At 62.2% G+C, this 13,816-nt stretch carries 10 protein-coding genes, 1 tRNA gene and 2 riboswitches; of the genes, 4 read left to right on the forward strand and 7 right to left on the reverse strand.

Translation table 11 applies throughout. From position 1 onward, the window contains the following. Positions 1-348: 348 nt before the first annotated feature. The 7 genes from QUS11_06415 to lepA all read right to left on the reverse strand — a co-directional run bounded on the left by QUS11_06415 (position 349) and on the right by lepA (position 8,928). Positions 349-1,092, reverse strand: a complete 744-nt coding sequence (locus QUS11_06415) for a DUF932 domain-containing protein (protein MDM7992932.1) — start codon at positions 1,090-1,092, stop codon at positions 349-351. A 744-nt stretch (positions 1,093-1,836) separates the two neighbouring features. After that, the gene (locus QUS11_06420) at positions 1,837-1,968 is read right to left on the reverse strand and encodes a hypothetical protein (protein MDM7992933.1); all 132 of its coding nucleotides are present in this window, start codon (positions 1,966-1,968) and stop codon (positions 1,837-1,839) included. Positions 1,969-5,001: 3,033 nt separating this feature from the next. After that, positions 5,002-5,077, reverse strand: a tRNA-Arg gene (locus QUS11_06425). A gap of 57 nt (positions 5,078-5,134) precedes the next feature. Continuing rightward, on the reverse strand, positions 5,135-6,292 hold the full coding sequence (gene hemW, locus QUS11_06430) for a radical SAM family heme chaperone HemW (protein MDM7992934.1): 1,158 nt from the start codon (positions 6,290-6,292) through the stop codon (positions 5,135-5,137). A 1-nt stretch (position 6,293) separates the two neighbouring features. Further along, the gene (locus QUS11_06435) at positions 6,294-6,836 is read right to left on the reverse strand and encodes a hypothetical protein (GenBank protein MDM7992935.1); all 543 of its coding nucleotides are present in this window, start codon (positions 6,834-6,836) and stop codon (positions 6,294-6,296) included. Positions 6,837-6,914: 78 nt separating this feature from the next. Beyond that, the gene (locus tag QUS11_06440; GenBank protein ID MDM7992936.1) at positions 6,915-7,040 is read right to left on the reverse strand and encodes a hypothetical protein; all 126 of its coding nucleotides are present in this window, start codon (positions 7,038-7,040) and stop codon (positions 6,915-6,917) included. Between the two features lie 91 nt (positions 7,041-7,131). Further along, the gene (gene lepA / locus QUS11_06445; protein ID MDM7992937.1) at positions 7,132-8,928 is read right to left on the reverse strand and encodes a translation elongation factor 4; all 1,797 of its coding nucleotides are present in this window, start codon (positions 8,926-8,928) and stop codon (positions 7,132-7,134) included. 89 nt (positions 8,929-9,017) lie between these two features. Further along, a riboswitch (molybdenum cofactor riboswitch) is annotated at positions 9,018-9,137 on the forward strand. 98 nt (positions 9,138-9,235) lie between these two features. Here lepA and QUS11_06450 point away from each other — a divergent pair. The 4 genes from QUS11_06450 (at position 9,236) to pruA (ending at position 13,689) form a co-directional block, all read left to right on the forward strand. Next, positions 9,236-10,156, forward strand: coding sequence for a substrate-binding domain-containing protein (locus QUS11_06450; protein MDM7992938.1), 921 nt, complete (start codon positions 9,236-9,238; stop codon positions 10,154-10,156). Between the two features lie 7 nt (positions 10,157-10,163). Further along, positions 10,164-10,856: an ABC transporter permease gene (locus tag QUS11_06455; GenBank protein ID MDM7992939.1), complete on the forward strand. Its 693-nt coding sequence runs from the start codon at positions 10,164-10,166 to the stop codon at positions 10,854-10,856. After that, the gene (locus tag QUS11_06460) at positions 10,853-11,905 is read left to right on the forward strand and encodes an ABC transporter ATP-binding protein (protein ID MDM7992940.1); all 1,053 of its coding nucleotides are present in this window, start codon (positions 10,853-10,855) and stop codon (positions 11,903-11,905) included. Before QUS11_06455 ends, QUS11_06460 begins: the two co-directional genes overlap by 4 nt. Positions 11,906-11,949: 44 nt before the next feature. Continuing rightward, a riboswitch (molybdenum cofactor riboswitch) is annotated at positions 11,950-12,070 on the forward strand. After that, complete coding sequence (pruA, locus tag QUS11_06465; protein MDM7992941.1) at positions 12,061-13,689, forward strand: L-glutamate gamma-semialdehyde dehydrogenase; 1,629 nt, start codon at positions 12,061-12,063, stop codon at positions 13,687-13,689. Its footprint overlaps the riboswitch before it by 10 nt. Positions 13,690-13,816 lie beyond the last annotated feature (127 nt).

Genomic DNA, 13,816 nt, shown 5'->3' on the forward strand with positions numbered 1-13,816 from the left:
CGTGTGGGTCGCCCTGCCCAGGAGCATTGCCTGGGTCTCGGTAGGAGGGCAGTCGACCGCATGCCGGTAGTGGAGCGGACTCTGCCCCATGTACCGGAGCGTCGAGAAGTGGATGCCCGGAGCAGCCAGGTATTCGGCGAAGGGTATGAGAAGGCCCGGGCGCCTGGTCCGGGCCAACGCGGTGCGGGTAGCCAAAGCCTGAACTCCTTTCGGATGTCAATTGAAATGACACCTGAGCATATACATGTCTATCAACAGGATGCTCAGACCTGACAAATTGTTCGGTCTGAGATGATGTTGTATGACAACGAGATAGATCGAGAGGCTGACCTGACTAGACTGTTTTTGTCAGGCAGCCAGGCGGGACAGGAAGTAGTCCCCTACCTCTTCGCTGGTGGTGATGAGGCTCCGGCCACGGGTGTTGTGGGTGACTCTGTGGGTGATAGCCTGCATCAGGTCCCACATGGTCCTGGCGGGCTCGAGCTGCTGGAGGACGTGACCCCAGTCACGGTTCGGCAGTTCGATGTTCCTCGAGACGGAGGACAGCCGCTTGACCGTGAGGGGCATCCTGGAGAGCCCTGCGATCCTGGGAACCAGGACCTCTAGGGCTTCTACCCCGCTGTTCAGGATCCCGACTGCCTCCTCGATGTCGAACTCCTTCGCCGTGTCGTGCTTCACCGTGTAGGTCGTGAAGAGCCTCGGGCTCATCAAGCCGTTCCGGCACGACAGCACGAAGGCCATGAGCGCCAGACGGAACTTCGCCGATCCGTCGTAGCTGTTCTCGACACGCAGGCCGAGCGAGACGGCATCCCCGACCTCGGGAAGCTGGACCATCCTGTCCGAGCGGTAGAGGATCGACAGGAAGCGTCCGGTCCAGATCGTCTTCTCCTCGGTCCAACTCATCGAGCTGCGGGAGGTGATCTCCCGAGCAGCCTGCTGGACGAGGGTGTTCGGGATGAGCTGGTAGCCCTGGCTGTGGATGTTCAGGGCTTCCCAGTCCCCCTCGTCGTTGAGGATCTCGACCCCGACCTGGGGAACGGCACAACCGTTGACCGCGACTGGGGACAGACGGACAGGGGCAAAGGGATTCACATTGGCGACTGATGTTCTGAGGAGGGAAGCTCTCTCCTCTCTGTGTGCTCTCGGTTCGCTCATATCAACTCCTTCCACGTAGAAACAGCTATTGGGTTCTCCTCCGAACGAGGTAGGTGATCAACTCTCCCAGAACGGCGACAACGAGTGCAACGAGAGCCCGGATGACGGTCAAGGAACACCTCCTTGTGGGAAATAGAAAGCGCAGCAACATCTTCCCTCATTACCTTTATACCGTGGTCAGTACCTGATTGGAGCTGGAGAAGGCTAGGAACGAGCGACGTGAAGCGGATGAAGGTTGATAGCCAGAGTCATACCAAGTGCAGAGATGGAAGTCTCAAAGACCAGGGAGGGCGACTGAATCGAGGGGGGTCTCAGGAGCTCAGGAACCAGGAAAGTAGTGAGTCATGTGCTCGTCACCCCCTTTTCTGCTCCCGTCATGTGCCCGTCATCTCCCGTTTTGAGGCCGTTATGCTCCCGTGATCCACAATGAACAGGGGGCTGTTTGGACACTTTTACCCGGATTTCGGCCTCACCAGACGAGCAAAATCATGTTCGCGTGCGCGCGAGGAGGGCCTATGTTGATGCCATATAAGAGTTTGCACGTAGGATTTTGTCTCAGAAATGGTGCGATTTCGTGGAAAGAGCAACTCATCTTTCTGATTTGGGGATTCCCGGTCGAGCACGTTTTCTGCCAACCAGGAAACAGCTCGCATGAATCGCCCCGGTTTCCCGGAGAGCTGTTCACGTGTCGCCGACCGCCATGGCCAGAAGATCCTTGCGTTGATAGTGCAGGTTCTTGAACTCGATCGGAGGGATGTTCCCAATCGGTCCGAGGATCCTCTCGGCAAGAGCATTGTCGTAGGAGTCGCTCACGCTTCTGACTTGAGACTCGATGCTTGCTTTGGTTAGTACGCTCGGAGTAGAAGATCAACAGGTACTGAACCTAACCGGGTAGCAATAGAAAGTGTTGCAATGCCACAGTTTGTGTTGACTCATTTGATGCCCAGAACAGGAGCCTGATCTATTGAAGAATTTCAGATGGTACCTTGACGGGCACATCCCGTGTTTTCCGTTATGAAGCATCGAGATAAAGGCTCCTTCCCGTTAGCACAGAGTCTGGTATATATCCCTGTGATGCATCACGATAGACTAGAATGAACGAATCTCGAGCTCCCATTTTAGCATCATGAGAATGGGAGTCGTGAGTTTCACACTCAGGAGTGCATCTGAGAGGGATGGACTCCCTTCGTGATCACCTTCCGATAGACAGCCTCCACATAGCGACCACTCCGAATCGTACTCCCCGGGGTTCCCATGAGCGAGCCTCACGGCCCGCTCACGAACCTCGAGCGGATACCTTCTCTGATTCGCCAGAGCCCCATCTTCTCATCTTGTTGAGCCTCCGGCGACCTCGGGGCGATTCAATGGTGGGTTCCATTCTGCAGTGGAGAGCGGCTCAGGAGTCAACCCAACAATCTCAAGGAAATCATCTGCTACTCTCGGTTATAGAGGTATTGACCGCGATTCGTACCGATGCGATCTTTGCACTGAGGGCGATGCTCCTCCCGTCGGTCCACTACTCGGACACGAAACAGAAACCAATCCCGAAACTGAAACCGAAACCGGTGCGTCCGGGCGTTTGTCCGCGCCGCACGAACGGAGTCGTCATGCATCTCGGCACAGTGTCGTACAGAGCCTTGAGCACACGAGGACGGCTAGGGATTGGCAGAGAAACAGAAACCGCCATTGGCGGAGTCCGCGGAAGTCGAAGGCAGCGAGAGTGCCACTCTGGAGATCGCCGAGCCCTTCCCAGACCGATCTGTGGCCGATCCTCCATCCGACTCTCAAGGTTCATGCGATGCATGGATTTCCAGACGTGAAGCCAGAACAATCCTGGGGCTGACGGGGAAACAGATCCCTGACAGTCTGTTGGACGCCTTCCTTCGTGACATCCTTCTGATCGCTCAGACATCTGTGGACCTGACGCAGAACACCGGGCTATCATCGAAGGTGAAGAAGCCCCCGAGGAAGAGCGAAAAGTCGAGCCATCAGAAACGTAGGAAAACGAACCGAAGAAAACGATGACTAAGTACTCGAACAAGCAACTGGTTGGCAAGTTCGGCGATCTCGTCGACGTGCTGATGTATCTCGAGGAGAGGACCAAGAAGCTTAGAACTCAGCCTCGCTCTGATGGGGCGATCATCTACGTTCGAGTTTCAACCCAGGATCAGGTCGATACCAACAGTCTGGCCGATCAGAGGCGGGAGTCACTGCGCAGGATCGAAGAGAAGGGCATCCCGTTCATCAATGACGCCTTTTTCAGCGATGAGGGTGTATCTGGGCGGAGACTGGACAGACCCGGCTTCAAGGAGGCGATAGAGTACGCCATCCTGAATGCCGACAAGGTCTCGCATTTCATGGTCTACTGCAGTGACAGATTCGCAAGGCAGTCGATCTTCTCTGCCTTGACTCGGACATTCCTGAAGGGTCTCGGGATCACTGTCTGCTCCGTCACCGATAAGATGGAGGAGATGAGCGAAACACAGCTGGCGATGAAGGAAGCACAGAACGAGGAATACGCACTTCAAGGGATCGAGCGTACGAAGCGAGGGATGAAGACTGCTCGGGAGAATGGTGACTACACCAGCAACCCTCCTTACGGACACATCAAGGGGTCTCCAAGGCAGGTTCCTGGCACGACAGACTTCAGACGGGATACTGTCGAAGACCCTGAGCTCTTCCCCTATGCTCAGTTGATCTGGAAACTAGCTCTCCAGGGTTATCGGATGTTCACCATTCGCGATATGGCTGCAGCCCAGGGGGCACCGATGCGGTATCGGCGAGACAAGCCCATCGACAAGGACACAGTCCACCGAATTCTGACGAACAGGTTCTACGCTGGGCTGGTGCGTGTCGAGGGGGAGAACTGGATCCCCGGGAACCACCGGGCCATTGTAACCGAGGTGGAGTTTGAGCAGGTCCAGAGGTCTCTGAACTTCGCGAACTCCCCACAAGCAGTACCACACATATCGGACAGGGATGAGTTCCCTCTTCGCAGGTTCGTTCGCTGTGAGAACTGCGGCTCGGGGATAACAGGAAGCCCCAGCACGAACGGCTATGTGAGGAAGCATGAGAGCCAGAACAATGAGAGGGAGCCCAAGAAGTACGGGAACTACAGATGCTGGCGAAACGGGTGCGTGAACATAACAGCCGACCTGCTGCATGACCGTTTCATCGAGCAACTGAACAGGCACGTCCCTCCGAAGGCGGTCCTGGTTCTCCTGGAAAGAGCCATCAGATGGGTCATGAAAGAACAGATCGCTTCCACAGGTACGATGCGGGAGCGAGTTCAATCGGACGTTCGGAAAACCAAGCTGGATCTGGCTGGCATCGCCCAGAAGATGGCTTCCGGTGTTATCTCAGAAGAAGCGTACAAGATGCTTGAAGAGGAACTGATGAAGCGAATCCAGGACCTCGAGGCGAGGGCTCATAAGCTCGCCAACTTGGACAAGATCACCGAGAAGGATGTCAAGAAGGCTCTCGGGATGATCCAACGGGCGCCTGCGCTCTGGCCGAGACTCGACCTGGAAAGCCAGATCGCACTGCAGTCAGCTCTTTTCCCCAACCGGATCACTATCTCCCGCGAGGGTGAGCTCAGCCCCATCGAAACCCCACTGATGAGAGTGTGCCGCCTCATGGAGCCCTCGAGTGCTGGTATTCAGACTGCTCAGAGCACTTGGAACAGAAACGAACATGGTCTAACAACAAGTGTCTCTTCTACTTCTGTAGCAGGATCTGGCGCGAAATCGCGTCATAGAGCATCAACGGAGAAGCAGTCACTTGGAACAATCCAAGTGGCATGTGAATCAACTACTTCCGATGCGTCTGAGAGTGATGAGGAGAACCTGGTGCCCCAGGCCCGACTCGAACGGGCGACCTGCGGTTTAGGAAACCGACGCTCTATCCTCTGAGCTACTGGGGCACCGAAGGGAGCCGAATTATTGCCAAGCCGGAGGTTGTCGTCAAACTCCCAGACCGGCTAGAGGTCGAGCACGGCTGCCAGCGACGACGCCATGCCGTCGGCCATCAGCATGCCCGATGCCGTGGGTCTGATCCTGAGCCCGTCCACCGAGCAGAGTCCGTGCGAGACCCAGTTGGACAGCATCGTCTTCACGACCTCCGGGGCGCCGCCCGACATGCCGGCGGCCTCGAGGTCGACACCGTCGCTCGTGCGCAGACCGAGCATGATCCGTTCGAGGAGGATCTGGCTCGGGGTGAGCTCCTCCGATCCGGCCTCGGGGACCTGCCCGGCTTCGATCGCGGCCAGGTACTCGTTGAGCCCGGGTCTGTTCCAGCTCCTGCGGGAAGCACCGTCGAAACTGTGGGCCGACGGGCCGAATCCGAGATAGGGTGCGCCGCTCCAGTAGGCCGAGTTGTGCCTGCTGCGCCACCTGCGCCCTGCGGCATAGTTCGAGACCTCGTAGTGCTGGTAGCCGGCCTTGGCGAGGAATTCGTCGGTGACCCCGTAGAGCTCCACGACAAGGCGCTCGTCAGGTGCCGGAGCGCCTCCGATCCTCACTGAGTGGCCGTAGGGCGTGCCGTCCTCCACCGTCAGAGCATAGCACGAGATGTGCCCGGCCCCGAGGTCGATCGCGCTCCTGAGGTCAGTGAGCCAGCCTTCGGCGGTCTGTCCGGGGATCCCGTACATCAGGTCGATCCCCACGCTCTCGAAGCCGGCCTTCCGGGCCTCCAGCACCATCTCCTCCGCCTGGGCCCCCTTGTGCACGCGGCCCAGGAACTCGAGCAGGGCGTCGTCGAAGGACTGCACGCCGATACTGAGGCGGTTGAAGCCGGTGCGCCTGAGGTCCTGGAGATCCCGGGAGCTCACCGCCGCAGGGTTGGCCTCTATCGTCACCTCGGCGTCGTCGGCCAGCCGCGAGGATGGAGGGAACGCGGCGAAGACCTCGCTCCAGTAGGAGGGCTCCAGCAGGACGGGGGTCCCCCCTCCGGCATAGAAGGTGGAGAACACCGTTTCCCGGGGGAGCCTCATCCGGATTTCGTCCAGCAGGGCGCCCGCGAAGCGCATGGCCGAATCCGAGTCGAGGTCGGCTATCGAGTAGAAGGCGCAGTACCTGCACTTGCGCAGGCAGAACGGCACATGGACGTACAGCCCCGGCGAGCCGGCCGTTCCGGGCAACTCAGATGCCCAGCCGTGCGGACACGGTTTCCATCAGGCCCTTGAAATACGCGACCGCCTCGGGATCGGCTGTCTCCGTCGACCAGACGTGCTCTCCGACGCCCATCTGGGCAAGGACGTACCGCCCCGCGGCGATCTGGCCTATCGCAGTCTCCCCGGCGACCATCTGCCCGATGCCCAGACGCCATCCGAAACCGCCCTGGCAGAGCGCCAGATACCCGCCCGCGGCCTGTCCTGCCGAAACCAGGCCGAGGCTCGCCTGGCCGAGCGCGATGACTCCGACCGCGATCTGGCCCAGCGCGACGAAGCCGAAGGCCCTCCTGCCTATCGCGATGAAGCCCCTGGCCGTCTTCCTCCTGCGGGTCTCGGGGCATACGCCCCTGGTGATGTGGATCATCGGGAAACCGAGGAATTCACCGTGCGAGGTGAATTCGGAATATGTCGCTCCGCCCGGGTGGGAATAGCGGCGCCAGACCCCGAACCGGGTCTCCTCGGTGAGATACTCGTGAAGAAACGGACCGGTAGGCGAAAACCTGTCATCCATCGTTGCCAGGCATTCTTCCCTTCCGGTCCGGTGAGCTTGCGGGGCTTTCGGACGGCATCCCCGCGGGGATGCGCTCTTCTAGAGAACGGGGGCCGCCTTCTTGGACTCCTTCTTGGCCTTCTTGTCGGCGCGCTTCTCCTTGAGGGACTTCGTCGCCTTCTTGAGATCCTTCTTGGTGGTCTCCCGATCCATGCTCTTTGCCATGACCCACCTCCCTGGGCGATCCGGCCGGCCCTCGAACCGCCGGACACGAGGGAATTATTGTCGAATACTCCCCCGGACTCAAGCCCGGCGGCTACTCATCCCTCTTCAGGACTGCAAGGAAGGCCTTCTGGGGGATGGAGACGGATCCGACCATCTTCATCTTCCTCTTGCCCTCCTTCTGCTTCTCCAGGAGCTTGCGCTTGCGGGTGATGTCACCGCCGTAGCACTTGGCCGTCACGTCCTTGCGGAAGGCCTGGATGGTCTCCCTCGCGATGATCGTGCCGCCTATCGCCCCCTGCACGGGGACCTTGAACTGGTGTCTGGGGATCTCCTTCGCGAGGTTCTCGCAGGCGCGCACCGCCCACTCCCTTGCTCTCTCCCTGTTCACGAGGATCGAGAGCGCCTCCACCCTCTCGTGGTTCACGAGGATGTCGAGCCGTACGAGATCGCCCCTCCTGTACCCGGATGGCTCGTAGTCGAACGACCCGTAGCCCTGCGTCACGGACTTCAACTTGTCGTAGAAGTCGTAGACCACCTCCGCCAGGGGCAGTTCGGCCGTCACCTCGACGCGCTGCTTCCCGACGTAGACCGACTTGTAGTCCTCGGCACGCCTGTCCCTGAGCAGGGCCGTCACCGGGCCGATGTAGCGGTCGGGCATGATGATCGACGCCCTGATGTAGGGCTCGTCGGCATGGTCGATCTGCGACGGATCGGGATAGTGGAGGGGATTGTCTATCTCGATCATCTGGCCGGAGTTCATGAAAACACGGTACAGCACCGTAGGGGCGGTGAGGACGAGCGACAGGTCGAACTCCCGCTCCAGCCTCTCCTGCACCACCTCGAGATGCAGGAGTCCCAGGAACCCGCACCTGAAACCGAAACCGAGGCCGGCCGAGTTGACCTTCTCGAAGACCAGCGAGGCGTCGTTCAGCTTCAGCTTCTCGATGGATACCGCCAGATCCTCGTAGTCCTCGGTGGAGACCGGGAAGATCGATGAGAACACGACGGGCTTCGCCTCGGCGTACCCGGACAGGGGCTCCGACGCGGGTGCAGAGGCGTCGGTGACCGTGTCTCCGGACCTGACGTCGCCCACCGACTTTATCCCGGCGATCAGATATCCAACCTCGCCGGCCTCCAGGTCGTCGCAGGGCTCGCGCGAGATCTTCATGTGGCCGACCTCTTCGAGGCGGTAGTCGGCGCAGGGCGCCATCATCCTGATGTGCGAGCCCTTCCGGAGGATGCCGTCAACCACCCTGAAGTGGACGACCACGCCCCTGTAGGGATCGAAGAAGCTGTCGAAGACCCTGGCCCGGAGAGGCCTGTCCGGATCGCCCGAGGGGGCCGGGACCTTCTTCACGATCGTCTCGAGCAGCCCGGGTATCCCCTGCCCCGTCTTCGCGGACACGAGCACGGCGTCGTCGGGGTCGAGCCCGAGTTCGTGGTCGATCTCCTCCATCACCTCGGCTATGCTCGCCGAGGGGAGGTCTATCTTGTTGATCACCGGTATGACAGTGAGGTCCTGCTCCATGGCCTTGTAGAGGTTGGCGAGGGTCTGCGCCTGGACGCCCTGGGCGGCATCGATCACGAGCAGGGCGGCCTCGCAGGAGGCAAGAGCGCGGGAGACCTCGTAGGAGAAGTCCACATGGCCGGGCGTGTCGATCAGGTTGAGCACGTAGTCTTGCCCGTCGGCCGAAGTGTACCTCATGGTGACCGCAGTGCTCTTTATCGTGATCCCGCGCTCCTGCTCGATGTCCATCGAGTCGAGCATCTGGTTGTGGAACTCGCGGTCCGTCACGGTGTGGGTGGCCTGCAGCAGCCTGTCGGCGAGCGTCGACTTGCCGTGGTCTATGTGCGCGATGATGCAGAAGTTCCTTATGCGTTCCCTCATGTCGCCTCCCGGGGAAGCCGTAATATGGCTTCCCGCCGTTCCCTGCGCGAACCGCTTGCGACCGGTCCGGGCATGGAGTATAGCTTGCGAAAGCGACCGCTTCCCGACCCCCTCGTCCTAAAGCGCACGCCATGGACGCCGGGGCGGCAGGGTGCAGGGGGAAACGCCTGCGCCTCCCGTGTTCGGAAAGGGAACGGACGCCGATCGATCCAGTGCAGGTGGCTCCTCCACCGTTCGATCGCGTCCATCCTCCCTCTCCTGGCTGGCGGGACCGCGGTCCGGTCCAAACGACAGAAGAGGAGGGTCCATGTCCCGGAAGCTTCTCCCGGCCGGCGCCCTGATGGCCATGGCTCTGATGTTCACCGCCTGCGGCGAGCAGCCGCCCGCCGACCAGCCGGTCGTACCGGCCGACAGCGCTGCCGTCGATTCCACCGCCGCGGCCCCGACCGAGGCCTATCCCCCGCGCGAGGGCGTCGACAGGCTTCTCGTCGCCACGACCACGAGCCTGTACGACACGGGCCTCTGGGCCTATCTCGAGCCGATGTTCGAGGACCAGTACGGCGTCGAGCTCGACATCCTCTATGCCGGCACCGGCAAGGCGATGGAGTGGGGCACCCGCGGGGACGTCGATGTCATCGTAGTGCATGACCGCGCCCGCGAGGAACCGTTCGTGGCCGAAGGCCTGGGCCTCTCCAGGACCCCGTTCGCCTACAACTTCTTCGTCATCGTGGGCCCGTCCGAAGACCCCGCCGGCATCAGGGACCTCGCCCCCGAGGCCGCGCTTACGGCCATCCATGACAACACGACCGTGCCCTTCATCTCCCGCGGAGACGAGTCCGGCACCCACGCCCAGGAGCAGCGCCTCTGGGCGGCCGCAGGATACGACTACGAGGACGTGAGGACGGCCGGCGACTGGTACGTCGAGGCCGCCGCGGGCATGGGCCCGACCCTCAACATGGCCGACGAGATGCGCGGCTACGCCCTTTCCGACATCGCCACCTTCCTGGCCTACCAGGGCGACGTGGACCTCGAGATCCTCGTCGGCTCGGGCGACGCGATGAGGAACGTCTATGCCGTCATACCGCTGGCGGCTGCACGCGACTCCGCCATGGCGGCCAACATGGTGACGTTCCTGACCTCCCCCGAGATCCAGGAACTCATAGGCTCCTACGGCGTCGAGACCTGGGGCAGGCAGCTCTTCACCCCCTGCGCCGGCCAGGACCTCTAGAAACAGCTTGGAGCGGCTGGCGGAGGCCTTCGGGATAGCCCTCGAGCTCATCGCCACGGGCGATCCCGTGGTGATGGAGATCACCCTGAGGACCCTGGCGGTCTCCGCCGCCGCTACCATCTTCTCCATGCTGCTCTTCGTCCCGCTGGGCGGCCTGATCCACTTTGCCTCCTTCCCGGGGAAGAGACTCCTCACCGGCGTCATCCACGCCCTCTACAGCATGCCCACGGTCTTCGCCGGGCTCATCGTGTTCCTCCTCCTGTCGAGGATGGGACCTCTCGGCTTCCTCGGGCTCCTCTTCTCGACGCGGGCGATCGTCATCGCCGAGGTCGTCCTGATCGCACCGGTCATGCTGGGGCTCGTCATGTCCGCACTGGGGGGCATACCCTCCGAAGTGGAGGATACGGTGCGAGCCCTCGGGGCCGGGCGGATCCAGACAGGCCTGGTGGTGATCAGGGAGGCCCGCATGGCCATCGTCTCGGCCCTCCTGATGTCCTTCGGCCGGGCCATCTCCGAGGTCGGCGCGGCGATGATGGTCGGCGGGAACATCGCCGGGCGCACGAGGACGCTGACCACGGCCATCTCCCTGGGGATAGGCAAGGGAGAGACGGCCGAATCCATAGCCCTGGGGCTGATCCTCATCACCCTTGCCCTGATCGTCAGCTTCGCGGTACACCTGCTCGGGACCCGGCGGGCATGAGGCTCGAGCTCGGGTCGGTCTCGAAGGCCGCCGGGAGGAAGACCCTCCTGGACGGGGTCTCCTTCGCCGTCGACAGCGGTGAGTTCTGCGCGGTCATAGGCCCCACGGGATGCGGCAAGACCACGCTCCTCAGGCTGGCCGATCTCCTGGCAAGGCCCACTTCCGGCACGATCAAGCTGGACGGGGTCGATCACGCCCGGGCTGGATCGGCGGCCTGCACGAGGACGCGGCGAAGGATGGCGATGGTGATGCAGAGGCCGTGCATGCTGAAGGGGACGGTACGGAGCAACGTGGAGGCAGGCCTGCGCTTCAGGGGCGCCCGCCCGGCTCCGGGCAAGGCCGAGGCAGGGCTCGAAGCGGTGGGTCTGGGCGGCTTCGCGGAGAGGCGCGCGGAAACGCTCTCCGGCGGCGAGATGCAGAAGGTCGCGCTCGCGAGGGCGCTGGCCACCGACCCCGAGATTCTCTTCCTCGACGAGCCGCTCAGTTCGGTAGACCAGGGCTTCAGGCCCGGGATGCGCTCCCTGATAGCATCGCTGCACCGGGGCAGGGGCATGACCGTAGTGATGGCGACCCACGACCTGGCCGACGCCCTGGCCCTTGCGAGCCACGTCGCGGTTCTCTCGGAAGGGCGGATGGTCCAGCACGGCCCTGTCGACGCCGTTCTGCTCTCGCCTTCCAACCTCTTCGTCGCCTCCTTCTCGGGCATGAGGAACATCCTGAGGGCCTCCTTCGACGGGACGACGGCCCGCGTCGGCGGGCTCGAGGTCGTGCTGGCCGGGCCTGCGTCGGGCGCCGGGTGCATCGTGATACCCCCCGAGACGGTCTCGGTCTCGACCTCACAGCCCACCGATTCCAGCCAGAGGAACACCTTCCGGGGAACCGTCTCATCCATCGAGAGAGGCCTCCACACGGACATCGTCAATGCCGAGTCGGGCTCGGTCTGCATCGCGTCCACCGTCACCAGGGAATCCACCGAGAGGCTCGGACTCCGGCCGGGCTCCGATATCTGGATCTCCTTCAAGGCCAGCTCGGTCCGCATCCTCGCCTGATCCCTGCCGTTCTCCGGCGTCTCCACGAGCCTGTTCCATCCGATATAATCACGGCTCTCCGAGCCCTACGGGCTAAAGCAGGGCGCCACGCCCGCAGGGCCGACAGGGTGCCGCTGGAAACGGTTGCGCCTCCCGCATTTGGAAAGGAGATCCACATGAACGCACTGGTGCACATCCCCAGGCCGCCGAACGAACCCGTGACGCCCTACGCTCCCGGAACGGGCGAGAGAGCGGAGCTGAAGGCTACGCTCGCTTCGCTCCGATCCTCGGAGATCGAGATACCGCTCCTCATCGGGGGGCGGGAGGTTCGTACCGGCAACCTGGGCCGCTGCGTCTGCCCCCACGACCACGGGCACACCCTGGCGACCTACCACAAGGCCGGCCCGGCGGAGGTGCGCCTGGCGATCGAAGCCGCCGCTTCCGCGTGGAGGACCTGGTCGGTGATGCCATGGGAGGAGAGGGTGGCCGTCTCTCTGAAGGCCGCCGAGATCATCTCCAAGCAGAAGCGTAGTCTGGTCAACGCCTCCACGATGCTCTGCCAGAGCAAGACCTGCCACCAGTCCGAGATCGACGCGATCTGCGAGCTGGCGGACTTCCTGCGGATGAACACCTGGTTCATGCAGCAGATCTACCAGATCCAGCCCGAGAACTTCGCGGCGACCTGGAACAGGATGGAATACAGGGCCCTGGAGGGCTTCGTGTTCGCGATCTCGCCGTTCAACTTCACGGCCATAGGCGGCAACCTGTCCATGGCCCCCGCCCTCGCGGGGAACACCGTGCTGTGGAAGCCGGCCTCGACGGCCGTCTACTCCAACTGGATGGTGATGCAGGCCTTCATGGACGCCGGGCTGCCTCCCGGAGTGATCAACTTCATCCCGGGCGACTCGGCCGCTATCGGCGGATCCGTGCTCTCGGACCCGGCTCTGGCAGGAGTGCACTTCACCGGATCCACCTCGGCCTTCAACAGGATCTGGCAGACGGTCGCCGGGGGCATGGGGAAGTACCGCACCTACCCGAGGATAGTCGGAGAGACCGGCGGGAAGGACTTCCTGGTGGCGCACCCGTCGGCGGAGCCGCAGGGCCTGGCCACCTGCCTCGTCCGCGGCGCTTTCGAGTACCAGGGGCAGAAGTGCTCGGCCACCTCGCGGGCCTACATCGCATCGTCGATATGGCCCGACGTACGCGACCGCATGCTCGGGATCCTGTCGCAGATCAAGGCAGGCCCGGTCGAGGACTTCTCGAACTTCATGGGCGCGGTTATCGACAAGGCCTCCTTCGACAACATCTCCTCGTACCTGGCCTACGCCAGGGGCAGTGCGGACTGCTCGATCGTGCACGGAGGCACCTGCGACGACTCCTCCGGGTACTTCGTGCAGCCGACCGTCGTGCAGACGACGAATCCCCACGACAGGATGATGGAGGAGGAGATCTTCGGCCCGGTGCTGACAGTCTTCGTCTACGACGACGCGAAGTTCGAGGATGTCCTGGACACCTGCAACTCCACTTCGCCGTACGCCCTGACCGGCGCGATCTTCGCGCGCGACAGGGAAGCCGTGAAGCTGGCCGAGACGCGTCTGAGGCACGCCGCGGGCAACTTCTACATCAACGACAAGACGACCGGCGCATCGGTGGGGCACCAGCCCTTCGGCGGCGCCAGGGCGTCGGGCACCAACGACAAGGCGGGGTCGATCTACAACCTCCTGCGCTGGATCAGCGTCAGGACCCTGAAGGAGTGCTTCAACACGCCCCGTGACTTCAGGTACCCGTTCATGTCTGAGGAATGATGTTTGACCACTAAAGGAGACGCGGGAAGGTCCAGATGCCGCGTGACTTCAGATACCCGTTCTGTCAGAGGAGCAAGGGAGAATAGCTGTCTCTTATACACATCTGACGCTGCCGACGAGTTCCGAA

Source organism: Candidatus Fermentibacter sp. (genome assembly GCA_030373045.1).
Classification (GTDB): Bacteria; Fermentibacterota; Fermentibacteria; order Fermentibacterales; family Fermentibacteraceae; genus Fermentibacter.